Below are 23,252 nucleotides of genomic sequence, written 5' to 3' on the forward strand. Positions count from 1 at the left end.
CTCGTTTGATCACTATTGCAGATACTTACCATTCTTTCTTAGTGATATAAAAATTAGGATCAATCTTTAGGCTTTTTAGTTTTCCTTTAACAGCGCTCCACCCATCCTTTTTAGGGGTAATCCAAGTTTCAGTTTTATTAATGTAAACTTTTATAGGGTATTCAAAGTCGTCAACAACTTGATTCCATTTGTACAAAATATCTTCACCTTTTTGTTGTACTAAAAGTTCAGGAATTTTTGTGGTATGTAAATATTGTTTAAAAAAAGGAAGCACATTAACTTCTGTTTTGTTGTTAATGTAACCAATAAGCTCTCTACCACTTACAGTTTTATGATAAAATGTTTTGTTCAAACCTCTCAGTATCTGTTTCCAAACTTGGTCGTTGTTAATGACGTTTCTCAGGGTGTGTAACATCAAACTACCTTTAAAATACATATCTCCACTACCATGATGATGAACGTTAAAAGTACCCACAATAGGCCTATCGTTTTTCACATAAGGTTTAAGCCCTTGGACGTATTCATTAGCTGCTTGTTTTTGATAAAAATATTCCACAAATAAACTCTCTGCGTAGGTGGCAAAAGATTCGTGAATCCATAAATCGGCAACATCTTTACAAGTAATACTATTGGCAAACCACTCATGGGCAGTTTCGTGAATAATAATATAATCAAACTTTAAAGCCCAGTCCGATAATCCCATTGTTTTACCCAAGTAACCGTTTTTGTAATGATTCCCGTAACCAATGCAACTTTGATGCTCCATACCTAAATAAGGAACTTCGACCAATTTGTAACCATCTTTGTAAAAAGGATAAGGACCCAACCAATATTCAAAAGCGCTTAACGTTCTATCTACGTCTCTAAACTGGGTTTTAGCTTTTAAAAAGTTGTGAGATAGTACGTAGTAGTTACAGTCCAAATAGCCTTTAGTTCCTTTATAACGAGTGCTAAAGTGAGCATAATTAGCAATATTGATACTAACTCCATAATTGTTGATAGGGCTGTTCACTTTCCAAGTGTAAGAATTTGTTCCGTTGGCGTTGTGACTAATATTTGTGCACCTACCATTGGAAACGCTAATGAGCGGATCAGGAGCTGTAACGGTAATTTCAACTTCATCTGCTTCATCTGCTGGATGATCTTTACAAGGCCACCAAACACTTGCTCCAATGGCTTGATTGGCCGAAGCTATAAACGGTTTTTTAAACAAGTCCTTACTCCATGTAATACCACCATCCCACGGAGGGTTGGTTGCTTCTTTTGGTTTTCCGTGATAATATATGTGTATGTTTTCTATACTATCAGCAATCTGCTTTTTTTCTAAAGCTACAAAATAACTCATTCCTGTTTTTTGGTAGTTCAGTTTGATGTTATTTTGGATAACAGAATCTACAACCAAAGGTTCTTGAAGTTCAAATTGTAGTTTGTTATCGGGTTTTAGTACTTGATAGCTGATGCTATTTTTACCACTAATGGCTTGTTTTTCTGGATAAACATCTATAGCCAAGTTATATTTTTTCACGTCCCACCAATTGCGTTCTGGCGTGATGCTTCCTCTAATACTATCTTGTTTGGTAAAAAGTTGTTGACTTTGTGCTGTAGAACAAAACAGAAGAAATAGAACAATATTAAATTTAAACATACTATAAATTTAATATTTTTCTTAAAAGAATGGATTATTCTTTTACTTTATAAGTTATTCCATCTTGCTTAAAATTACTTCCTAAGTAGTATCCTTTAAACTGATAATAGTCTTGTTTGATAGCCGTAATTTTAACGATGAAGGGAATACTATCAAGTTTTGAAGTAGGATGTACCTTTTTTAGATGATATTCAAAATTAGATTTCCAATAAATATCAAAAGTATCTTTTTGATTTTGATAAGATTCTACTTGAATTTTGTCATTTCTGTAAAAAAAAGAACTGTCTTTCCTTTCTCCTATATAGGTTTTAAAATTCCCTTTTTTAAAATAAAGAATATCCGTTTTGTTCTTGGTTGTACAAGAGAACAAAACGGATATGAAAATAATATTTATAAAAAATCTCATGAATTAAATTCCTGTGTAGTTACTTGGAGTAATTACTTTTAATTCGGCTTTAATTTTATCAGAAACATCTAAAGTATCTATAAAATTAGCGATAGTATCTCCTGTAATTTTTTCGTTAACTCTAGTTAATCCTTTTAAGGCTTCGTAAGGATTAGGGTAAGCTTCTCTACGTAAAATAGTTTGAATAGCTTCTGCCACCACAGCCCAGTTGTTTTCTAAATCCTTGGCAAAGGCATCGCGATTAATTAATAATTTCCCTAAACCTTTTAAAGTAGAAGCAAAGCCAATTAAAGTGTGCCCAAAAGGAACTCCAACATTTCTTAAAACAGTAGAATCTGTTAAATCACGTTGCAATCTAGAAACTGGTAATTTAATAGCTAGGTGTTCAAAAATGACATTTGCAATCCCTAAGTTTCCTTCAGAGTTTTCAAAGTCGATAGGATTTACTTTGTGTGGCATCGCAGAAGAACCTACTTCTCCTTTTTTAATTTTTTGCTTAAAATAATCATTAGAAACATAGGTCCATACATCTCTATCTAAATCGATGATGATCGTATTAATTCTCTTTACAGCATCAAAAATAGCAGCCATGTGATCATAATGCTCAATTTGAGTCGTTGGAAAAGAATGTTGTAAACCTAGTGTGTTTTCTACAAAGTCAGTTCCAAAAGATTTCCAATCTATATTAGGATAAGCTACGTGATGTGCGTTAAAGTTTCCTGTAGCACCACCAAATTTAGCAGCATGAGGCACTTGTTTTAATAGCGCAACTTGTTGTTGAATACGCTCTACAAATACCATAATTTCTTTACCTAAACGAGTAGGAGAAGCAGGTTGTCCGTGGGTACGAGCTAACATAGATACATCACTCCACTCGTTAGCCAGTTCTTTTAATTTACTAACAACAGCTTCTAATTCATCGTTGTATACCTCATCGAACATATCTTTAATAGATAGAGGAATTGCGGTGTTGTTAATGTCTTGAGAAGTCAATCCGAAGTGAATAAATTCTTTAAAAGCTTGTAAGTTTAAAGCATCAAATTTTTCTTTGATAAAATATTCAACAGCCTTCACATCGTGATTGGTCACGCGCTCAATATCTTTAATTTTTTGAGCATCATCAGCAGAAAAATTTAAATATATTCTTCTTAAATCAGTAAACAAATCTTTATCAAAATCTTCTAACTGAGGTAGTGGAATTTCACACAAAGCAATAAAGTATTCTATTTCTACTTTAACTCTGTATTTAATCAAAGCTTCTTCAGAATAATAGGCAGCTAAAGATTCAACTTTTCCTCTATATCTTCCATCAATAGGAGAGATGGCATTTAAATTTGTTAAATTCATTTCTTTGTAAAGATTTAAGTGGCAAAAGTACGTTAAAATAAGAAAAGTTGAAAGATGTTTTTTTGTATACTTTAAACTTTGTAATTTTCCTTTTTAAAATAGTTTATATTAGTCTATAAAATAGAATACTACTGTTTGTTTTAAGCAAATAGCTTTTCTGATAAAAATATGGTTTAAATGGGGTTTAGAAATTTTTTCTTTTTGATGTTATTGTTTCCTTTATTGTTGTTTTCTCAGGAAGACGTTAATAGGTTTGATGGAAATGGTAAAAGACACGGTGTTTGGGAAAAAAGATACGATTCTGGAAGGATCAGATACAGAGGTAAATTTTTCCATGGTAAGGAAGTAGGGGATTTTTATTTTTACGAAAATAAAATCATCAATAACTATCCTACTATAAAAAAGTTCTTTATCAAAGGAACGGACATCGCAGACGTTATTTTTTATAACATCGATGGAAAATTAAAAAGTGATGGCCAAATGCGTGGTAAAAAACGTATAGGAGTTTGGAGATATTATAATGATAAAGGTGATATTATCATTAAAGAGGAGTATGACAACGATGGAATTTTAAACGGTAAAACAACTGTTTATTTCGTTAACGGTAAAAAAGCGGAAGAAAAAAGCTATAAAAACGGTGTTTTACATGGAGTAGCGACTAGGTATTCTGATAAAGGAATTAAGTTACATGAAATGGCCTACGAAGATGGACTTTTACATGGTAGAACTACCTTTTACGAAGCTAACGGGGATATTAAAGAATCTGGATTGTATTACAAAGATTATAAGGTAGGAAAATGGGATTTCTACTTAGATGGAGAGTTTATGGGGTATAAAGAACCTAATAAAAAGCGAGACCATCCGGATGATGAGCATATTATGGCAAATATAGAAGGCAAAAAAGAAAAAAAGAGAGAATATGCTAAGTTGTCTGATGATGAAATTTTGAAAAATATTTCTTCAAAAATGGATGTCAAAATAAAGAAAGTTGAGAAAGCAACAGATGAGTTGATTTTAAAGAGCATCAAATCTAAAAAGAAAGGAACTAAGAAGATAGAAAAACTTACAGACGAAGAAATTTTAGAAAACATCAAAAAGAAAAATTCACTAAGCCCCGAAGAAATCAAAAGAATTGAGCTTAGAATGAAAGCAAAAAAATTATACGACCAACAAGTACTCGAAAAAGTTAAAAAGAAAAAGAAGTAAATAGATAGAAGTTTAATGAATCAAGAGTAAGTTTACAAGTTTACCACTGGTTGATTTCACAAATATATCGATACTAGAAAAGCCCCTCGAAGGGGCTTTTTTAGTATCGATATACAACGAGCTTGTTTTCATTTTTTTTTAGATTCATAGCATACAGTAGTATAAAGAACGTCGAGTCTACCTCGTTTAAGGTTAGAAATCTCATAAGCGAATTTTCGATGTTGAAACAAATGTTTATGATAAAACGATATTCTCTTAAAGTCCTACATTTATAGTATCTTTGTTTCCGTAATTTTTAGCATATGAAACGAGTAGTAGTAGGACTTTCTGGTGGTGTAGATAGCAGTGTAGCAGCATATTTATTACAGGAGCAAGGATACGAGGTAATCGGGTTGTTTATGAAAAATTGGCACGATGATTCTGTAACAATTTCAAATGAATGCCCTTGGCTAGAGGATAGCAACGATGCTATGCTAGTTGCAGAAAAATTAGGAATTCCTTTTCAGGTAGTAGACTTGAGCAAAGAATATCAGGACCGTATTGTAGATTATATGTTTAATGAATACGAAATGGGGAGAACTCCAAATCCTGATGTACTTTGTAACAGAGAAATTAAGTTTGATGTATTTATGAAAATTGCAGTGGATTTGGGAGCTGATTATGTGGCTACAGGGCATTACTGTAGGAGAGGAGTCACTCAAGATGTTAACGGAAAAGAAGTTTATCAGCTAAAATCGGGAGTAGATAAAAATAAAGATCAGTCTTATTTTTTATGCCAATTATCCCAAGAGCAACTGTCAAAAGCCTTATTTCCTATTGGTGAATTAACCAAACCAGAAGTTAGAGAAATCGCCAAAAAATTAGATTTGGTTACGGCTGATAAAAAAGACTCTCAAGGACTTTGTTTTATAGGTAAAGTAAGGTTGCCAGAATTTTTACAACAAAAATTACAACCCAAAGAAGGAGTTATTGTTCAAGTACCTAAAGAAAACGAAAATTACAAAAAAGAGATACCTAGTTTTTCTACTAAATTAGAAGAATTAGATTTTTTTAGTCAAAAATATAGATACAATACCCGTAGTGGTAAAACAATTGCTAAACATCAAGGAGCTCATTATTTTACCAAAGGACAACGCAAAGGTTTGGCAGTGGGAGGAACTAAAGAACCTCTGTTTGTGATAGAAACAGATGTTAAAGAAAATGTAATCTATGCTGGAGAAGGCAAAAATCACCCTGGCTTGTATAGAAGTGTTTTATTTGTAAGTAACGAAGAGTTGCACTGGATCAGAGAAGATTTAACTTTAAACGAGGGAGATACCCTATCAGTACTGGCTAGAATCAGATATCGTCAACCTTTAGAAAAGGCTACTTTGCATCAAGCTAAAGACGGAATGTACGTAGAGTTTGAAAATCCTCAATCGGCTATCCAGGAAGGGCAATTTGTAGCTTGGCATTTAGAAGATGAACTTTTGGGATCGGGAGTAATTGCTTAAATTTATAAAAAAGCATCACCATGAAAATTTACTTGACTTTAGTAATACTAACACTTACAAACCTTGTAAGTGCACAAGAGCATGCTTGGGTGTTTTTTAAAGACAAACCAGATGCTCCATCATTTTTTAGCGCACCGCATTTGATGCTAACTCAAAAAGCTCTAGAACGAAGAACGAAACAAGGAATTTCGGTCAATGAACAAGATGTTCCTTTATGCCCAGATTATGTAGTTCAAATTTCTTCTAGTCAAGGAATTACCATTAAAGCAAGATCTAAATGGTTAAATGCTTTACACGTAATAGGAAGCCAATCGAACATCAATAATTTGACGAGTTTATCTTTTGTAGATCATATAGAATTTGCCAATAAAAGTATACATAATTCGGTTCCGACGATTTCAAAGTCTGCAAAGAAAATATCTAAAACCCACCAATTAAAATCAACTATAGTTTACAATTATGGAGATGCTGCTAACCAAACCACAATGATTGGTGTAGATGCTTTTCATCGAGAAGGTTTTAATGGAGAGGGGGTAGAAATAGCAGTAATGGATGCTGGTTTTTTTGGGGTAAACAGTGCAGAATCTTTTAATCATTTAGTAGACGGAGATAAGGTGAACGGAGAAGTTCTTGGAGGATACGATTATGTGAGTCAATCTAGTGACTTTTACACAAATACAGGCTCCACTCATGGAACGCAAGTGTTATCAACTATGGCTGCCATCAAACAAAATGAATTTGTAGGAACTTCACCCAAGGCAAGCTTTTATTTGTTTATTACCGAAGATGTAAATAACGAAAGTCCACTAGAAGAAAGTTTGTGGGTACAAGCAGCGGAAAAAGCAGATAGTTTAGGGGTAGATATTATTAATACATCGCTAGGTTATAATCAATTTGATGATAGCAAATATGATTATACTTACGCGGATATGGATGGGAAAACTACTTTTATAACAAGAGGAGCTCATATTGCAGCTCAAAAAGGAATGGTCGTAGTGAATTCAGCTGGAAATTCAGGAAATAGCGCTTGGAAGTACATTACGGCCCCAGCAGATGCGAAAGATATTATCACCGTAGGGGCTGTCAATGCAAATGAAACAATAACATCTTTCTCATCGTTTGGTCCTTCAAATGATGATAGAATAAAACCTGAAACACTAGCTCAGGGTGGTAGTGTTTATGTTGTTGATGAAAATAACGTGGTGAGAACTTCCAATGGAACCTCTTTTTCAGGACCCATTATTGCTGGAGTATCGGCTTGCTTGTGGCAAGCTTACCCCAACAAAACAAGTTTGGAAATTCGCAATATGATCATCGAAAATTCAGAAGACTATTTAAGTCCTACTTCTCAAGGAGGATACGGTATTTTGCGCGTACAGCCTCTATTGGCTAATTTGTCTAATGATAATATCAATTCGGAAAGTAGAAAAGTTGAATTTGTTCAATATGTCAATCGCATAGAATTTGTGTTACCACAAAACCTGACAAGTAATATAGAGGTTCAAATATTTTCATCTTTAGGAAATTTAATTGCGGAAGCTAGTATTAGCTCAGCTAACAAGAGCATAAACATATCACAATTAGCAAAGGGTATTTATTTCATCAAATACGCTTATGCAGGTAAAAATCAAGTCAAACACTTGTACAAGGGGATAGATGCAGAATAATAGAATTACTGAATTATTTGGAATAAAATACGCTATTATTCAAGGAGGAATGGTTTGGGTGAGTGGTTATAAATTGGCAGCAGCAGTTAGTAACAACGGAGGTTTGGGGTTAATAGGAGCAGGTTCTATGTATCCAAATGTATTTAGAGAGCATGTGCAAAAATGTAAAAAGGCTACAGATAAACCTTTTGGGGTAAACATTCCTTTGATGTATCCGAATATCGAAGAATTGATGCAGATAGTGATGGATGAAGGGGTGAAAATAGTTTTTACTTCTGCCGGAAATCCTAGTTTGTGGACAGCAAAATTACAGGCTAAAGGAATTAAAGTAGTGCATGTAGTCAGTAGTATTAAGTTTGCCTTAAAAGCAGAACAAGCTGGGGTAGATGCCATTGTTGCTGAGGGATTTGAAGCAGGAGGACATAATGGTAGGGAAGAGACAACCACCTTTGCTCTAATTCCAATGATTCAACAAAAAATAACCATTCCGTTAATAGCAGCAGGAGGTATTGCTAGCGGAAGAGGAATTTTGGCTGCGGAAGTCTTAGGAGCCGATGGAGTCCAAATAGGGAGCAGATTTGCTGTGAGCCAAGAATCATCTGCCCATATTAATTATAAAAAATTAATTACTGAGTTGGATGATGGAGCGACTCAATTAACTTTTAAGGAACTAGCCCCCGTAAGGATTGTAAAAAACAACTATTTTAAAAGGTTGTTGGAATTGTACAAAACTTGTCCTTCTAAAGAAGATTTACAGTCTTTTTATGATAAAGCCAAACTCAAAACAGGTATTTTTGAAGGTGAGGTTGAGGATGGAAAAATAGAGATAGGGCAGATAGCGGGCTTGATAGATAGCGTAAATTCTGTATCAGAAATAATGAAAAATATGATTGACGAATACAATACCGTCAAACTACAAATAAAGGGAAAAGGATGACAAATAATGACGTTTTTAGAAGATTGAAATATGCTTTTAATTATAATCCAGAAAAAATAATAATTTTCTTTAACCATGTAAACATAAAGGTAGAAAGAGAACAAATATCTAAATGGCTGGAGAAGGACACGGAAGAAAAAGAGAATTTATCTTTAGAGGACGAGGTTTTTGCCAACTTTTTGAATGGAATGATTATCGATTACAGAGGTAAAAAAGAAGGGCAAATTCCAGTAGCCGAAAAAGAGTTAAATAACAACATTGTCTTTAGAAAATTGAGAATTGCTCTGAATTTAAAAGACACAGATATATTGGCATTGTTAAAATTAGCAGGATTAAATTTTGGTAAATCAGAATTATCAGCCTTCTTTAGAAAACCGGGACATCATCATTATAAAAATTGTCAAGATCAAGTACTCAGAAATTTTTTAAATGGTCTTTATCTTAAAAATCAAAAAGCCAAAACTAACTAGTTTTGGCTTTTTGATTTTATAAAGGAATTTTAATACGATACAACTTTCTTGATCTATTGTTCAGCTTATTTTCTCTGAGCCAAGGATTCAGAATTTTTAATTCCTTGTAATTTGTACCGTGCTGAATAGCAAATTCTGCAATATCACTGATAGGACTATTTAATTCGATGATTTTAAAATTAGGCATCTTGTATAAGTCTTCTTGCTCATAAACAAAACCGTAATCAAAAGGCTTGCTCAAAATGGTTTTGATAGCTATAATTCTAGGGAGGTATCTTGCGGTTTCATCAGGTAATAGGACGTCGTAATAAGAATTTACTTTCTGTTCGTTTAGTCTCTTACTGAATCCAGAAATTCCAATGTTGTAAGAGGCAGCAGCAGCTGTCCAGCTACCAAATTCTTCCTTAGCAGTCTGCAAATACTTGCAAGCAGCCTCCGTCGCGAGTTCTAAATGATATCGCTCATCTACATTACTGTTTACTTCCAAACCATATTCTTTAGCAGTCTGAGGCATCAATTGCCAAAATCCTTTGGCTCCAGCAGGAGAAGTAACGTTTTGTAATCCACTTTCTATAACAGCTAAATATTTAAAGTCGTTAGGAATGCTGTGTTTTTTTAAAATAGGCTCTATGGTAGGAAAAAATTTGCTAGCTCTTTTAATCAATAACAAACCGTTAGATTGCCAGTAAGTATTTACCAAAAATTCTCTATCTAATCTCTCTTTAACATCTGTTACGTGTAAAGGGATTGCCTCGTTAGCGAAACTCAATCCATCCGGAGTTTTGATAGCTTTAATTACGTAGGTCTCTCCTGTTTTTTTTGTGCTAGGAGTTGAGTTGATTAAAAAAGGAATGGTAATTAACAACGCTAAGGTTGTTATTATTATTGAGTGGCTTTTGTTCATAAGTGATCGGCATTTAAAGGCAATTACAAAAATACAACAATCAAGCCATAGCCTCGAGTATCTTAGCTTTTATTATAGATGCTTTAGATAGAATGATTGCATGAGTACCATTGATTTGAATCACTTTCGGTTTTAAATATTTGACAGGTAAAACAAAATCCTTATCGCCGTGTATATGTGTTGTGTTAAGCAATGAATTTTTGTTCGTCCAATTCAAAAAAGTACTGATAGCCCACTTGATATAAATTTTATCTCTCACAGGTAAATAGATTCTGTAAGTTTTAATGTTTTTTTTCATTTTCTTAGAACCAACAAGAAGGAATATCTTCTCCAATAGAAAAATGAAGCTTAGTGGATATAGTTTATAAAGTTTGTTTTTTTTGATAAACGTTAAAAAAGGACTTAATTCGTCTGGATGTTTGATACTCGATATAATAATCACTTGAGAATTATCAAAAATCTGTGCCAATTCTTGAGCAATAATACCTCCAAAAGAAACTCCTATAAAAATAGGTTTGGGATGTTCAATTCTATTTTTCTGACGGTTGATATAACTGTCTATAGATTCAGTTTTACTCAAAGGCATTTGCCATTCTAGCAAGTGAACTTTAAATTCTTCTTCAGGAAAACGCAATCGTTCAAATATTTTTGAACTGGCAGACATACCTGGAATTAAGTAAAGATGTTTTTTCAAATGAGTTTACGATATCAATTCACTCAAATTTACGTTTTTTTGAGGGTCGGCATGTATCCAATTAAAACGGACAGCACCGTCTTCATCAATTTCGGTTAATACGACTTCGTGTAATTGATTGACCAATTCGGGATTCCAAGGAGTTTTAACTTTCACATAATTTTCTGTGAATCCATGTATGTATCCTTCTTTATTTTCGTTTTCAAACAATACCGCATGACTCGTTCCTAGTTGACTTTCATAAAAAGCCCTCCTTTTTTTAACAGATAAACCGCGTAACATTTTACTTCGTTTGGCTCTTACATTTTTTGGAACAACACCAGTCATTGCAGCCGCTTCGGTATTGTCTCTTTCAGAGTAAGTGAATACGTGTAGGTAAGAAATGTTTAGTTCGCTTAAAAACTTATAAGTTTCTAAGAAAAGCTCATCAGTCTCCCCTGGAAAACCGACAATCACATCAACACCAATACAAGCGTTGGGCATTGCTTGTTTGATATGGTTCACTCTATTAATGTACAAATCGGTCATGTAACGACGTTTCATTTTCTTTAAAATTTCGTCGCTTCCGCTTTGTAGTGGAATATGAAAATGAGGAACAAAGCTGTTAGAGCTACTTACAAATTGTATGGTTTCGTCCTTTAACAAGTTGGGCTCTATAGAAGAAATTCTCAATCTGTGAATTCCTTCAACTTTATCCAAAGCTTGTACTAATTCGTAAAAAGTATGTTCGTGTTTTTTGTTCCCAAACTCCCCTTTACCATAATCACCAATATTAACCCCAGTTAAAACAATCTCTTTAATGTTTTTCTCAGAAATTTCTTTGGCATTTTTTAAGACATTTTCTAAAGTATCACTTCTAGAAATACCTCTAGCTAAAGGGATGGTACAATAAGTACATTTGTAATCGCAACCGTCCTGTACTTTTAAAAAAGCCCTAGTTCTATCTCCAAAAGAATAAGAACCGACATAAAAATCAGCATCTTCAATTTCACAGGAATGTACTTCTCCTAAATCGTTCTTAGACAAATCATTAATATAATCTGTCACCTTAAATTTTTCAGTAGCACCTAAAACCAGATCAACTCCATCCACAGCAGCTAATTCTTCTGGCTTTAATTGTGCGTAACAACCTACGGCAATTAGAAAGGCATTTTCATTTTTTTTCAATGCATTTTTAACAATGGATTTAAATCTTTTGTCAGCATTATCTGTAACAGAACAAGTGTTAATTACATAAATATCAGCCTTTTCCTCAAAGTCAACTCTAGAAAAACCTTCATCAGTAAAGCTTCTGGCAATGGTAGAAGTTTCAGAAAAATTAAGTTTACACCCTAATGTATAAAAAGCTACTTTTTTTTGCGCACTCATTCTTGTAGATTTACGGAGTACAAAGATAAGTTTTTTTGACTACATCTATTTGTTTAGATGTTGTTGTTTTTTGTGCGGATAGATGTGTAATGGTTTCATTAATAGTATATTAACCCCATGATAAAAAAAACAATAAGTTTTCTGTGTTTGTGCTTGTTGCTAATAGCTTGCAAAAAACAGACTAGTTCATATAATTTGTCGCAAGTATTTAGGTATAACGAAAAAGACAATATAACCACATTAGATCCTGCTTTTTCAAATAATGAGCCTAATTATTGGGCAACAAATCAATTGTTTAATAGTTTGGTAACCTTTGATGATAATTTAAATGTAGTGCCAAGTATAGCCAAAAAATGGACTATTTCTGAGGATAATAAAATGTATGAATTTACATTAAGAAATGATGTTTATTTTCATAAAAACAGGGCTTTTGGAAAAAATAGTACACGAATAGTTAATGCTCATGATGTTGAATACAGTCTAGATAGATTGACAGACCCTATGGTAGCATCTCCAGGGAAATGGGTGTTAGATAATGTAAAAAAATTTGATGCAGTAAACGATTCTGTTTTTAGAATAGAATTGAAAAAACCATTTCCTCCTTTTTTAGGATTGTTAACAATGCAATATTGTTCTGTTGTTCCTAAAGAGGCTGTTGAATATTATGGTACTGATTTTAGGTCTAATCCAGTGGGTACAGGACCTTTTCAGTTTAAATTATGGGTAGAGAATACCAAATTGGTGTTACGTAAAAATCCTATGTATTTTGAGAGAGACAACAACGGAAAGAAATTACCCTATCTAGAAGCTATAGCTATTACTTTTTTTGCGGATAAGCAGACAGAATTTTTACAATTTATTCAGGGGAAGTCAGATGTTTTATATGACTTACACACTTCCTATAAAGATGAATTATTATTATCTTCAGGTGAGCTTTTACCGAAATATAAAGGAAACATATTGATGGATAAAGCACCTTATTTGATTACTGAATTTATTGCTTTTTTAATGGATAGTAAGACTATAGATAGTCATCCGAGTATAAGAAAGGCTATTAATATTGGGTTTGATAGGACTAAAATGCTAAAATATTTAAGGAATAATATAGGTACACCAGCCACAGGTTTCATACCTAAAGGTTTACCATCTCATTTTAAGACAGAGTTAGGTTTGTATGATCCTGTAAAGGCAAAAAAACACATAGACGATTATAAAAAAGAAACAGGGGATTTAAATCCTAAAATAAGGATAGGAACTACTTCTGGCTATACAGATTTGTTTGAATTTGTTCAAAGAGAATTACAGGGAATAGGTTTAACAATAGAACTAAATATAATGCCAACACCATCATACAGACAACTAAAAGCTAATGGTAAATTACCTACGTTTAGAGTTGGGTGGATTGCTGATTATCCGGATGCAGAAAATTTTCTATCTCTGTTCTATAGTAAAAATTTTTCTCCTCAAGGCCCAAACTATACACACTATAGCAATCCTTATTTCGATCAACTTTACGAAGCATCGTTGTCTTTAACTAACAGAGATGAACGCACCAAACTATACAAAAAAATGGACAGTATCATTATGAGCGATGTTCCTGTAGCTCCTTTATTTTATGACGAGATTGTTAGATTTAAACATAAAAACGTAAAAGGTTTAACAACCAATCCAACTAATTTGTTAGAATTAAAAAGAGTTTATAAAACAGAGTAATATGATTAAATGGAATGATTTTGCTAAAATAGATATGAGAATAGGTACAGTTTTGAGTGCCGAGGTTTTTAAAGGGGCTATCAACCCATCGTACCTAATGAAAATTGATTTTGGAGAATTGGGCGTTAAAAAGACATCTGCACAAATTACAGATCTGTATCAACCTACCGAGTTAATAGGTAAGCAAGTCGTGGCTGTCGTCAACTTTCCTCCTAAACAAATAGCACATATAATGAGTGAATGTTTGGTGTTAGGAAGTTTGGATGGAAAAGAGGTTACATTATTATCCTCAGATAAAAACGTAAAGAATGGAGCTAAAATAGCTTAATCTTCTTTTTTAACTTGCTGCATATCGTATACCATTTTTAATGCCGTTTTAGTTGGGATGATAGATGATAATTTTAGTAATATTTTTTGTGAAAATGTCAATCCTGCCATCACGTTTAACTTACCTTTCATCATTGCGTTGTATCCCGCCAAAGCGACAGTTTTTGGAGAAGCTGTGTCGTCAAATAAACTAGTTTTATCCATTCCAGAAATTTTACCAAAGTCGGTTTCGGTAGCACCTGGCATTAAATTAGTTACTGTAATGTTTGTGTCTTTTAATTCTTGCCATAGCGCATTGCTAAAAGAGGTTACATAGGCTTTGGTAGCAAAGTAAACGGCTTGCATAGGTCCAGAAATAAGACTTGCCGTAGAAGAAACATTCAATATTTTTCCTTCTTCTTTTTCAATAAATTCTTTTAAATAGATATGAGTTAAAGAGGTTAAGGCAGTAATGTTGAGCTGAATCATGTTTAATTCGTCCTCAAGTTGCCTTTCGTAAAATTTACCTATACCCCCAAAACCAGCGTTGTTGATTAAGTAGTCTACTTTAACGCCAATAACGTTAAGTTCATTGTAAACTTCTTTAGCAGCGGTAGCGTCAGTAAGGTCTTTTTGGATGATAAAAACAGTTACTTTATATTTCTTTTCTATATCCAGTTTTATTTTGTGTAGCAAGTTATATCTTCTGGCCACCAATACTAAATTACCTTTTCTCTTAGCATGTATGTAGGCTAGTTCTTTACCAATTCCGCTGGTAGCTCCAGTAATTAAGGCTGTTTTCATAAAATTGTATCCTCTTTGTTTAATAAATAAATATATAAATTTTTTAGTGGAAGAGAATATCTGATGTGTGTTTGAATTAATAAAATAGGATGGTATTGAAGAAGATTAGTGAGATTTTGTACTCGTTTTATTTAGTTGTTTCTAAATTAATTTTCTGTGATCAGTTGCTATAAAAGCTATTTAAAATTGTAATGCATAGGAATTGAGTTACTCCATCAAACTTCAGTTGTTCAATTCGAAAAAAGGAGTATTAATTTGATAAGAAACTTAGAATGACATCAACTTGTTAAAACAAAAGAAAATAAATTTATAGGAGTAGCTAAGTTTGTATCTTCGCACCGATTTTTATCACTGTTCATGAATTGGAAAAAGTATACATCTGAGTTTAAAACCAATATATCCTTAGCTGTGCCTGTAATGTTAGGTCAGTTAGGTCATGTATTGGTAGGGTTTGCAGATAATATTATGGTAGGAGAATTGGGAGCTCCTTCTCTGGCAGCGGTATCGTTAGCCAATTCAATCTTTTTTATCATGATGGGGCTAGGAGTCGGTTTTTCTTTTGCCATCACTCCGTTAATAGCAGAAGCAGATGGTGCTAAAAACTATAAAGAAGGAAAGCAAAACTACCAACACGGATTGATTATTTTAACCATTTTTGGATTCTTTATCACACTTGCCCTATTGTTTTTAGAGCCTATTTTGCATATGATGGAACAGCCCAAAGAAGTAGTTCTATTGGCTATTCCTTATTATAGAATATTAGCTTTTTCTATGATACCATTGTTAATCTTTCAAGCCATTAAACAATTTACAGACGGGTTGAGTCAAACCAAATATGCGATGATTGCTATTTTAGGTTCAAATACAATCAATATCATTCTTAATTACCTATTTATTTACGGTAAGTTTGGTGCTCCAGAAATGGGAATTCAGGGGGCAGCTATAGGAACTTTAGTTTCTAGATTTCTTATGATTTTTATATTGTTATATTTTATCAAAAATAGAAAGGAGTTTGATAATTATCAAATGCCAATAATGTGGTTTAAACTAGAAAAACAAAGAGTAGTAAGGATGTTAAAGCTGGGATATCCAACAGCACTGCAAATGTTTTTTGAGATTGGTGTTTTTGCCTCAGGAGTTATACTATCAGGAGCTTTAGGAACTAATGAGCAAGCCGCCAACCAAATAGCATTAAATATTTCTACCATGACTTTTATGATTGCTACAGGAATGGGGGTAACGGCAACTATTAGAGTAGGAAATCAAAAAGGATTGAAAGATTATTACAATTTGAAAAGAATTTCACAGGCAACCATGTTGCAAATGGTGATGATTTCTTCTGTCTTTGGGGTATTTTTCTTAGTATTTAAAAATTATTTACCACAGATATATATTGAGGATACAAACGTAATTCACATAGCTTCGAATTTATTAATTATTTCTGCTTTGTTTCAAATTTCTGATGGGTTACAAGTGGTTGTTTTGGGAGCTTTAAGAGGTTTACAAGATATGCTAGTGCCTATGCGTTTGGTATTTGTTTCCTATTGGGTCATAGGTTTTCCTATTTGCTATTATTTGGGATTAAAAACAAGCTTGGGAACTATAGGTATATGGATAGGTTTGTTAATTGGTTTGACCTTTTCTTCATTATTGCTATATCTTAGATTTAATCATTTGACAAAAACACTACTTTTGTCGGAAAATAACAACAATTAAAAAGATGGAACTACCAAGATTTTTATTAGCCGATAACACAAACAATGAAGAAGATATTTTTGTGATTCATACTGAGTTTCCAAGATTTATTATCAACTTAAAAGATGATGAGATTGAAATGTGGGATGATTTAATCGGAGCCGACGAAGAAGAACTTTCAGTTCAAGTAGCTGAGTATATTGAAGATGCTTCTGCATTTTACGATACAGAAATGGAAAAATATTCGTAATACAATCATTTTTTGTTTCATTAAGTTTCTCATATCAACACTTTAGAAAAACATGGCAGATTTAGTTAAAATATATCCAGAAAATCCTAACGAGAGAGAAATTCTTGAAGTAGTTAACGTGCTTAAAAACGGAGGGATTATCATCTATCCGTCGGATACGGTGTATGCTTTAGGTTGCGATATTACCAATACTAAGGCAATGGAAAAAATTGCCAAAATAAAGGGAATTAAACTAGAAAAGAATACTTTTTCTTTTGTGTGTAATGATTTAAGTCACTTGTCAGACTACGTAAAACCTATTAATACAAGCACTTTCAAAATTTTAAAGAGAGCTCTGCCGGGTCCATATACTTTTGTATTGCCTGCGATTCACAATTTACCAAAGGGGTTTAAGAAACGAAAAACGGTAGGAATTCGTGTTCCTGATAATAACATTACTCGAAGTATTGTTGAGATGTTAGGAAATCCGATAGTTTCCACTTCCATTAAAGATGATGATGAGGTGATAGAATACACAACAGATCCTGAATTAATCTACGAGAAATGGGACAGTATTGTAGATATAGTTGTGGATGGCGGTTATGGAGATAACATAGCCTCAACAGTGATAGATTTGAGTGATGAAATACCTGAAATTATAAGAGAAGGTAAAGGGAGTTTAAACATACTTTAAAAAAAGGAAGCGAGAGGACTTCCTTTTTTTTTTTTGATTCTCTATTTGCAGATGTTGACTTAAAAATCAGTATAAAATAAAAAATACTGAAACTGTTTTTTTAACTGATCTCAAACAATACGCTTAAAAGAATTCTACTCAAATCAGTAGGCTTTTTTTTAAGAATATGGAATTAGTGAAGTTTTTTGTAAACAAACCAAAGTAATTCGCACTAATCCAAAAATCAATTAGATCAACATCAAAATGAAAAAAGACAAAATTATTTATTGGATAGCAACAGGTTTTTTAACCTTAGTATTTACCTTTTCTGCCTGCATGTATTTGTTTGCTTATGAAAGAGCAAGTGGGTTCTTTGTGAATTTAGGTTTCCCAACTTGGCTCATTTATCCATTGGCTATTTTAAAAATTCTTGGATTGGTAGCCATCTTAACCAAGAAAAGCAAGTTTTTAAAAGAGTTGGCCTATGCCGGTTTTTTGTTTGATGCTGTTTTAGCACTATCGGCACATCTAATTGTAGGTGATGGAGAAGCCATGGCAGCGGTCGTAGCCATACTAGCAACTACTGTTTCTTGGATATATGATAAGAAGTTGTATGGGACTTGTTAGTAAATAGAGTACAAACAGAAACAGCTCCACGGAGCTGTTTCTGTTTTTATTCAAAGTGTTTGGTAGAATCTGCAGTAAGTTTATTTAATTCTTTTAGTTCTGCTTTCGTCAAATCTCTCCATTGACCTACCGGAATATCTAAAAAGATATTCATGATTCTAATTCTTTTTAGTTTTTTAACATCATAATCTAAATACTCACACATTCTACGGATTTGTCTGTTTAAACCTTGAGTAAGTGTAATTTTAAATTCGTAGCTATTCACTTTTTCAACTTTACATTTTTTGGTAATAGTTCCTAAAATAGGAATTCCATCACCCATTTTTTTGATAAAAACATCTGTAATAGGTCTGTCAACCCTTACCAAATATTCTTTTTGATGGTTGTTTTTGGCACGTAGAATTTTATTTACAATATCTCCATCACTGGTTAAAAATATCAATCCTTCACTAGGTTTGTCTAATCTACCAATCGGAAAAATACGTTTAGGGTGTTTTATATAATCAATTATATTGTTTCTTTCCCTTTGTTGATCTGTAGTACATACAATCCCTACAGGTTTGTTAAAAGCAATATAAGTATGCGCTTCTGTAGGAGTAGATACTAATTTTCCATCAACTCTTACTTCATCATCAGTAGCTATTTTGGTTCCCATTTCTGGAACTGTACCATTAATAGTAACTCTACCCTCGTCAATTAATTTATCGGCAGCCCTCCTAGAACAATATCCTATTTCGCTTAAGTATTTATTAATCCTTTTTAATTCTTGTGACATTGCGTTTATAAATTAAAGGTCTGTTGTTTTTTAATAAAATAGCTCCAAACAACACTTTTCTGATGATAATAATCGGTTACTTGATGTTTAGAACGTTTTTGATACATTTTGTTAAAGTGGGCATAAAATGAAGCATGTGCTTTTAAAATGCTGATAAAATGTTTGGGTTGTCCCAAAAATAAAAATCTAAATCCAGCGATTCCATCTAGTATCATTCTAATGAATATTACGGAGAATAGTTGTTTTTTAGGTAGATTTTTAACTAACGTAAATAAAGAATTTCTAAAGTTTAAATAGGTCTTAAATGGGTTAGAGTTTTTTAAAGTAGCCCCACCTACATGATAGACTTTACTTTCTGCCAAATAATTTACAGCTAACCCCTTGTTTTTAGCTCTCCAGCACAAATCAATTTCCTCGTAGTGAGCAAAAAAATCTTCGTCAAAGCCGTTTAAATCTTTAAAATCGCTAGCCTTTATAAATAAGCAAGCACCAGAAGCCCAGGTAATATTGGTGGATGAATATTGTTCCGAGTTTTTCTCAATGGTGTTAAAAATTCTACCCCTGCAAAATGCATATCCATATTTATCCAAAAAACCACCAGCAGCACCAGCATATTCAAAAAAATCTTTGTTCCTAAAATCTAAAATAGTTGGTTGAACAACACTAGCCTTAGTATTCAGGCGATAAAAATCATAGATAGCCGTTAGCCAACCTTCTGTAACTTCAACATCAGAGTTAATCAATCCATAAACATCAGCATTAATTTGTTGTAGAGCCAAGTTGTATCCTTGTGCATAACCATAATTTTTTGGGTGCGATATGATTTGGATTTGAGGATAGTGCTTATTTAAAAACTCTACGGAATCATCATCAGAAGCATTATCAACTACATAAATAGTAGCTCCGTTACTATAATTTACAATACTAGGCAGAAATTGTTTTAAGAGTTCTTTACCGTTCCAGTTTAATATAACTAAGGCAATCTTCATTTAACTTTTGTAATTAGGGATGTCTTTTAAAAACACATAGCGTTGGTTGGTAAAATCCATTTGGCAAAAGTAATGCTCTAAACCGTTTGTTACAATTAAATAGTTGGCTTTTAATTTTAAATTATATCGAGCAATTTGGTCGAACACTTTTTGTGTGATGTTTACGCTCATCGCTTTACATTCTACTATAATCTCTGGAGTCCCTTGGGTATTATATATTAAAATATCCGTTCTTTTTTTAACGTTGTTTAGCATTAATTCTTTTTCTAAAACGGTTAAAGACTTGGGGTAATTTTTTTTACGGATAAGATAGTAGGCAAAATGTTGTCTTACCCACTCTTCTGGTGTTAAAAGAATATCCTTTTTTCTAAAGTCATCAAAAATAAACAGCTTATTTTCTTTACTTTTGAATTTGAGATCAACCTTGGGTAAGTTTAATTTTTGCATATCCAAAAATAAGTATTCTTTCTTATCTAATTACAGACAATTTTATTTGAATTATGGTAGAGGTAAAACAATTGGTTACTGATATTAAAAGCGGAAATACCAAACCTATTTATTTTTTAATGGGAGAAGAACCTTATTATATTGATAAGATTTCTGAGTTTATTGAAAACCAAATTTTAACAGAGGATGAAAAAGGATTTAATCAAACAATTCTGTATGGTAGAGATACCACTATTGATGAAATTGTAGGAGTAGCCAAACGCTATCCTATGATGGCAGAAAAAACAGTAATTGTTGTTAAAGAAGCCCAAGATTTATCCAGAACCATAGAAAATTTGGTTAGCTATGCTGAAAAACCGTTGGAAAGTACAATACTTGTACTGTGTTACAAATACAAAACATTAGACAAAAGAAAAAAATTGATTAAAACCATTGCTAAATCGGGAGTGGTTTTTGAATCTAAAAAGTTGTACGAAAATCAAGTAGGAGACTGGATTGCAGGAGTTCTAAAAGGAAAGAAATATCAAATAGACCCCAAAGCATCTCAAATGCTCGTAGAGTTTCTAGGAACCGATTTAAGTAAAATTAGTAATGAGTTAGACAAACTAATGCTGATATTGCCTAAAGAAACTAAAATTACCCCCAAGCACATAGAAGAAAATATTGGAATTAGTAAAGATTATAATGTTTTTGAACTGCGTAAAGCGATTGGAAAAAAAGAGGTAGTTAAATGCAATCAAATAATCAATTATTTTTCTGAAAATCCTAAAAACAATCCGTTAGTGATGACCATCTCTTTAATCAATAGTTACTTTACACAACTGTTAATGTATCACGGATTAAAAGACAAATCTAAAACAAGTGTAGCGAGAGCATTGAGAGTTAATCTATATTTTGTTGAAGATTACGTAATTGCCGGAAAAAATTATCCGATGCGTAAAGTCTCACAAATTATTACTTTGTTAAGAGAGGCAGATGTTAAGAGTAAAGGAGTAGGAGCCTCCAATACTTCAGATGGTGATTTGTTAAAAGAGCTATTGTTTAAAATTTTACATTAACAAGCCATCTGTAAAACATTTTAATAGAGAATTAAGTGCCACATAGCAATTTTCAAAATCTCAATTCACAAACCGAGCAAAACTCATATGATGTAGATAAATGTGTCTTTGATAAATAACTATTAGAAATACTTTTATATATTGTTGCTGTTTTATTCGTGAGTACCATTCATAAACTTATAAATACAGCAAAAAATCCAATTCAACATAATTTTATAATAATTTAAATACATATATGAAAAGAGTAATAAAGTCAATAGTTCTATTTTTTAGTTTGCTGATGTTGGTAAGTTCTTGCGCACCAAAAAATGAGAAAAAAACGACAAGTGTAGCAAATGAACATCCTAACATTATTTTATTCGTATCGGATGACCATGGTAAAGATGCCTTAGGTTGTTACGGTAATCCAGTAATAAAAACCCCTAACTTAGATAAAATGGCTTCTGAAGGTGTTTTGTTTAACAATGCTTATTGTACTAGTGCGAGTTGTGCTGCCAGCAGGTCAGTGATTCTAACAGGTAAATTTGGACATGCAACAGGTTCTTACGGACACGTGCACGATTATCATCATTTTAGCACCTACGATAATGTAAAGTCTTTACCTGTTTTATTAGAAAAAGCAGGATATGAAACTGCAAGAATTGGTAAATACCACGTGGCACCAGAGTCCGTTTATCATTTCAACACAGTTTTAGAAGCAAACCCTAGGAGTACCTTAGAAATGGCAGATGCTTGCGTTGAGGTTATTAAATCTGAAAAACCATTTTTCCTGTATTTTTGTCCAGACGATCCACATAGAGGACATCCCTTTGTGTCAGAACCTTGGAACTTACCTAATACCTTTGGAAATAAGGAAGAGCCTTATCCTGGAGAGGTTAAAACTGTTTACAGCCCTGATGAGGTAATTGTACCAGAGTTTTTACCAGATACTAAAGAATCTAGAGAAGAGATAGCTCAATATTACCAAAGTATCTCAAGAATCGATCAAGGGTTTGGTAGGTTGATGAAACACTTGGAAACAGAAGGGAAGCTGAATAATACCATCGTGTTTTATATTTCTGATAACGGAATGGCTTTTCCAGGAGCTAAAACTACTGTGTACGAGCCAGGAATCCAATTACCATGTATTGTTAAAGATCCTAGAAAGGGAACAAAAGCTATCGTAAATAATGCTAAAATTTCTTGGGTAGATTTAACACCTACTATTTTAGATATGGCAGAAGTAGCATATGATGCTAAGGAATTTCATGGTAAATCTTTTAACGGTGTTTTACACGAAGAAAACCCTGATGGATGGAATGACGTTTATGCATCTCATACTTTTCACGAGATTACCATGTACTATCCTATGAAAGTAGCTATTCAGGACAACTACAAGTTAATTTGGAATATTGCTTGGCAGTTGGATTATCCTTTTGCTTCGGATTTATGGGCTTCGTCTACATGGCAAAGTATTTATAGAAACGATATCAAAATGTATGGAAACAAAACCGTTAAAGATTATTTAAATCATGCAGAGTTTGAGTTGTTTGATTTGGATAAGGATCCAGGAGAAACCAATAATTTAGCAGGTAAAGAAGAGTATAAAGAAACCTTGAAGAGGATGAAAGCTAAGTTGAAAAAATTTCAGCTTGAAACACGAGATCCTTGGCTAATTATGTGGGATCACGACAATTCTTTACAAGGAACTGGTGTAGATTTGTAGCGGTAAAATTTTGCTATAAACGGATTACGCAATTTGTATTTTAAATCTGATAACGAGTCAAGATATTCTCAGGGTAAGTAAAATTGCATGCCAA

The 23,252-nt window shown here is 33.0% G+C and carries 23 protein-coding genes; 13 read left to right on the top strand and 10 right to left on the bottom strand.

What is annotated here, in order from left to right:
• Positions 1-25: 25 nt before the first annotated feature.
• Genes ACXGQW_RS10175 through purB form a run of 3 tightly spaced genes read right to left on the bottom strand, consistent with a single transcriptional unit; the run spans position 26 to position 3,398 of the window.
• The gene (locus ACXGQW_RS10175) at positions 26-1,645 is read right to left on the bottom strand and encodes a M1 family metallopeptidase (RefSeq protein ID WP_457822539.1); all 1,620 of its coding nucleotides are present in this window, start codon (positions 1,643-1,645) and stop codon (positions 26-28) included.
• A gap of 34 nt (positions 1,646-1,679) precedes the next feature.
• A complete protein-coding gene (locus ACXGQW_RS10180) occupies positions 1,680-2,051 on the bottom strand; it encodes a hypothetical protein (RefSeq protein WP_457822540.1) in 372 nt (123 codons plus the stop codon).
• Between the two features lie 3 nt (positions 2,052-2,054).
• Positions 2,055-3,398 (bottom strand): adenylosuccinate lyase, encoded by a 1,344-nt coding sequence (gene purB, locus ACXGQW_RS10185; protein WP_457822542.1) that lies wholly within the window; start codon positions 3,396-3,398, stop codon positions 2,055-2,057.
• A gap of 177 nt (positions 3,399-3,575) precedes the next feature.
• Between purB and ACXGQW_RS10190 the strand changes: the two genes are divergently transcribed.
• The 5 genes from ACXGQW_RS10190 to ACXGQW_RS10210 all read left to right on the top strand — a co-directional run bounded on the left by ACXGQW_RS10190 (position 3,576) and on the right by ACXGQW_RS10210 (position 9,171).
• Positions 3,576-4,604 carry a toxin-antitoxin system YwqK family antitoxin gene (locus tag ACXGQW_RS10190; RefSeq protein WP_457822544.1) on the top strand — a complete coding sequence of 343 codons (1,029 nt, stop codon included), beginning with the start codon at positions 3,576-3,578 and terminating at the stop codon, positions 4,602-4,604.
• A gap of 302 nt (positions 4,605-4,906) precedes the next feature.
• Positions 4,907-6,097, top strand: a complete 1,191-nt coding sequence (mnmA, locus tag ACXGQW_RS10195; protein ID WP_457822546.1) for a tRNA 2-thiouridine(34) synthase MnmA — start codon at positions 4,907-4,909, stop codon at positions 6,095-6,097.
• A gap of 20 nt (positions 6,098-6,117) precedes the next feature.
• Positions 6,118-7,764, top strand: a complete 1,647-nt coding sequence (locus ACXGQW_RS10200) for a S8 family serine peptidase (RefSeq protein ID WP_457822548.1) — start codon at positions 6,118-6,120, stop codon at positions 7,762-7,764.
• Entirely contained in the window at positions 7,754-8,701 is a 948-nt protein-coding gene (locus ACXGQW_RS10205) for an NAD(P)H-dependent flavin oxidoreductase (RefSeq protein WP_457822550.1), read from the top strand. The genes ACXGQW_RS10200 and ACXGQW_RS10205 overlap by 11 nt, the downstream gene beginning before the upstream one ends.
• Entirely contained in the window at positions 8,698-9,171 is a 474-nt protein-coding gene (locus ACXGQW_RS10210; RefSeq protein WP_457822551.1) for a DUF1456 family protein, read from the top strand. The genes ACXGQW_RS10205 and ACXGQW_RS10210 overlap by 4 nt, the downstream gene beginning before the upstream one ends.
• A 16-nt stretch (positions 9,172-9,187) precedes the next feature.
• Here ACXGQW_RS10210 and ACXGQW_RS10215 read toward each other — a convergent pair whose 3' ends face one another.
• From ACXGQW_RS10215 to mtaB, 3 genes are read right to left on the bottom strand one after another with little or no spacing between them, the layout of a single operon-like run.
• Entirely contained in the window at positions 9,188-10,075 is an 888-nt protein-coding gene (locus tag ACXGQW_RS10215) for a lytic transglycosylase domain-containing protein (protein WP_457822553.1), read from the bottom strand.
• A 40-nt stretch (positions 10,076-10,115) separates the two neighbouring features.
• Positions 10,116-10,769 carry an alpha/beta hydrolase gene (locus ACXGQW_RS10220; RefSeq protein WP_457822555.1) on the bottom strand — a complete coding sequence of 218 codons (654 nt, stop codon included), beginning with the start codon at positions 10,767-10,769 and terminating at the stop codon, positions 10,116-10,118.
• 6 nt (positions 10,770-10,775) lie between these two features.
• A complete protein-coding gene (gene mtaB / locus ACXGQW_RS10225; RefSeq protein WP_457822557.1) occupies positions 10,776-12,137 on the bottom strand; it encodes a tRNA (N(6)-L-threonylcarbamoyladenosine(37)-C(2))-methylthiotransferase MtaB in 1,362 nt (453 codons plus the stop codon).
• A 195-nt stretch (positions 12,138-12,332) separates the two neighbouring features.
• Between mtaB and ACXGQW_RS10230 the strand changes: the two genes are divergently transcribed.
• Both ACXGQW_RS10230 and ACXGQW_RS10235 read left to right on the top strand, forming a co-directional pair.
• Positions 12,333-13,850 (top strand): ABC transporter substrate-binding protein, encoded by a 1,518-nt coding sequence (locus tag ACXGQW_RS10230; RefSeq protein ID WP_457822559.1) that lies wholly within the window; start codon positions 12,333-12,335, stop codon positions 13,848-13,850.
• Between the two features lies 1 nt (position 13,851).
• Positions 13,852-14,178, top strand: coding sequence for a tRNA-binding protein (locus ACXGQW_RS10235; protein WP_457822561.1), 327 nt, complete (start codon positions 13,852-13,854; stop codon positions 14,176-14,178).
• Here the strand turns inward: ACXGQW_RS10235 and ACXGQW_RS10240 are convergent.
• Positions 14,175-14,960 (bottom strand): SDR family NAD(P)-dependent oxidoreductase, encoded by a 786-nt coding sequence (locus ACXGQW_RS10240; protein WP_457822562.1) that lies wholly within the window; start codon positions 14,958-14,960, stop codon positions 14,175-14,177. The two genes, ACXGQW_RS10235 and ACXGQW_RS10240, sit on opposite strands and share 4 nt — an antisense overlap.
• Positions 14,961-15,317: 357 nt before the next feature.
• Here ACXGQW_RS10240 and ACXGQW_RS10245 point away from each other — a divergent pair, with 357 nt between their 5' ends.
• The 4 genes from ACXGQW_RS10245 (at position 15,318) to ACXGQW_RS10260 (ending at position 18,184) form a co-directional block, all read left to right on the top strand.
• On the top strand, positions 15,318-16,676 hold the full coding sequence (locus tag ACXGQW_RS10245) for an MATE family efflux transporter (RefSeq protein ID WP_457822564.1): 1,359 nt from the start codon (positions 15,318-15,320) through the stop codon (positions 16,674-16,676).
• Positions 16,677-16,680: 4 nt separating this feature from the next.
• Complete coding sequence (locus ACXGQW_RS10250; protein ID WP_457822566.1) at positions 16,681-16,905, top strand: hypothetical protein; 225 nt, start codon at positions 16,681-16,683, stop codon at positions 16,903-16,905.
• A 52-nt stretch (positions 16,906-16,957) separates the two neighbouring features.
• Positions 16,958-17,578, top strand: a complete 621-nt coding sequence (locus tag ACXGQW_RS10255; RefSeq protein WP_457822568.1) for an L-threonylcarbamoyladenylate synthase — start codon at positions 16,958-16,960, stop codon at positions 17,576-17,578.
• Positions 17,579-17,821: 243 nt separating this feature from the next.
• Entirely contained in the window at positions 17,822-18,184 is a 363-nt protein-coding gene (locus ACXGQW_RS10260) for a DoxX family protein (protein WP_457822570.1), read from the top strand.
• A 46-nt stretch (positions 18,185-18,230) separates the two neighbouring features.
• Here ACXGQW_RS10260 and rluF read toward each other — a convergent pair whose 3' ends face one another.
• Genes rluF through ACXGQW_RS10275 form a run of 3 tightly spaced genes read right to left on the bottom strand, consistent with a single transcriptional unit; the run spans position 18,231 to position 20,395 of the window.
• Entirely contained in the window at positions 18,231-18,959 is a 729-nt protein-coding gene (gene rluF, locus ACXGQW_RS10265) for a 23S rRNA pseudouridine(2604) synthase RluF (protein WP_457822572.1), read from the bottom strand.
• 5 nt (positions 18,960-18,964) lie between these two features.
• On the bottom strand, positions 18,965-19,948 hold the full coding sequence (locus ACXGQW_RS10270) for a glycosyltransferase family 2 protein (RefSeq protein ID WP_457822573.1): 984 nt from the start codon (positions 19,946-19,948) through the stop codon (positions 18,965-18,967).
• Positions 19,949-20,395, bottom strand: a complete 447-nt coding sequence (locus ACXGQW_RS10275; protein ID WP_457822575.1) for a type I restriction enzyme HsdR N-terminal domain-containing protein — start codon at positions 20,393-20,395, stop codon at positions 19,949-19,951.
• A 53-nt stretch (positions 20,396-20,448) separates the two neighbouring features.
• Here ACXGQW_RS10275 and holA point away from each other — a divergent pair, with 53 nt between their 5' ends.
• Positions 20,449-21,453: a DNA polymerase III subunit delta gene (holA, locus tag ACXGQW_RS10280; protein WP_457822577.1), complete on the top strand. Its 1,005-nt coding sequence runs from the start codon at positions 20,449-20,451 to the stop codon at positions 21,451-21,453.
• A gap of 235 nt (positions 21,454-21,688) precedes the next feature.
• The gene (locus ACXGQW_RS10285) at positions 21,689-23,158 is read left to right on the top strand and encodes a sulfatase family protein (protein ID WP_457822579.1); all 1,470 of its coding nucleotides are present in this window, start codon (positions 21,689-21,691) and stop codon (positions 23,156-23,158) included.
• The last annotated feature ends 94 nt before the right edge of the window (positions 23,159-23,252 follow it).

This window comes from Wenyingzhuangia sp. IMCC45533, assembly GCF_054111225.1.

Bases quoted from the DNA above. Each gene is read 5' to 3' on its own strand.
- ACXGQW_RS10240 (WP_457822562.1), bottom strand. From the start codon at position 14,960: ATGAAAACAGCCTTAATTACTGGAGCTACCAGCGGAATTGGTAAAGAA.
- ACXGQW_RS10205 (WP_457822550.1), top strand. From the start codon at position 7,754: ATGCAGAATAATAGAATTACTGAATTATTTGGAATAAAATACGCTATT.
- rluF (WP_457822572.1), bottom strand. From the start codon at position 18,959: ATGTCACAAGAATTAAAAAGGATTAATAAATACTTAAGCGAAATAGGA.
- holA (WP_457822577.1), top strand. From the start codon at position 20,449: ATGGTAGAGGTAAAACAATTGGTTACTGATATTAAAAGCGGAAATACC.
- ACXGQW_RS10215 (WP_457822553.1), bottom strand. From the start codon at position 10,075: ATGAACAAAAGCCACTCAATAATAATAACAACCTTAGCGTTGTTAATT.
- ACXGQW_RS10270 (WP_457822573.1), bottom strand. From the start codon at position 19,948: ATGAAGATTGCCTTAGTTATATTAAACTGGAACGGTAAAGAACTCTTA.
- ACXGQW_RS10245 (WP_457822564.1), top strand. From the start codon at position 15,318: ATGAATTGGAAAAAGTATACATCTGAGTTTAAAACCAATATATCCTTA.
- ACXGQW_RS10255 (WP_457822568.1), top strand. From the start codon at position 16,958: ATGGCAGATTTAGTTAAAATATATCCAGAAAATCCTAACGAGAGAGAA.
- ACXGQW_RS10180 (WP_457822540.1), bottom strand. From the start codon at position 2,051: ATGAGATTTTTTATAAATATTATTTTCATATCCGTTTTGTTCTCTTGT.
- mnmA (WP_457822546.1), top strand. From the start codon at position 4,907: ATGAAACGAGTAGTAGTAGGACTTTCTGGTGGTGTAGATAGCAGTGTA.
- ACXGQW_RS10190 (WP_457822544.1), top strand. From the start codon at position 3,576: ATGGGGTTTAGAAATTTTTTCTTTTTGATGTTATTGTTTCCTTTATTG.
- ACXGQW_RS10275 (WP_457822575.1), bottom strand. From the start codon at position 20,395: ATGCAAAAATTAAACTTACCCAAGGTTGATCTCAAATTCAAAAGTAAA.
- mtaB (WP_457822557.1), bottom strand. From the start codon at position 12,137: ATGAGTGCGCAAAAAAAAGTAGCTTTTTATACATTAGGGTGTAAACTT.
- ACXGQW_RS10260 (WP_457822570.1), top strand. From the start codon at position 17,822: ATGAAAAAAGACAAAATTATTTATTGGATAGCAACAGGTTTTTTAACC.
- ACXGQW_RS10285 (WP_457822579.1), top strand. From the start codon at position 21,689: ATGAAAAGAGTAATAAAGTCAATAGTTCTATTTTTTAGTTTGCTGATG.
- ACXGQW_RS10200 (WP_457822548.1), top strand. From the start codon at position 6,118: ATGAAAATTTACTTGACTTTAGTAATACTAACACTTACAAACCTTGTA.
- ACXGQW_RS10235 (WP_457822561.1), top strand. From the start codon at position 13,852: ATGATTAAATGGAATGATTTTGCTAAAATAGATATGAGAATAGGTACA.
- ACXGQW_RS10210 (WP_457822551.1), top strand. From the start codon at position 8,698: ATGACAAATAATGACGTTTTTAGAAGATTGAAATATGCTTTTAATTAT.
- ACXGQW_RS10250 (WP_457822566.1), top strand. From the start codon at position 16,681: ATGGAACTACCAAGATTTTTATTAGCCGATAACACAAACAATGAAGAA.
- purB (WP_457822542.1), bottom strand. From the start codon at position 3,398: ATGAATTTAACAAATTTAAATGCCATCTCTCCTATTGATGGAAGATAT.
- ACXGQW_RS10175 (WP_457822539.1), bottom strand. From the start codon at position 1,645: ATGTTTAAATTTAATATTGTTCTATTTCTTCTGTTTTGTTCTACAGCA.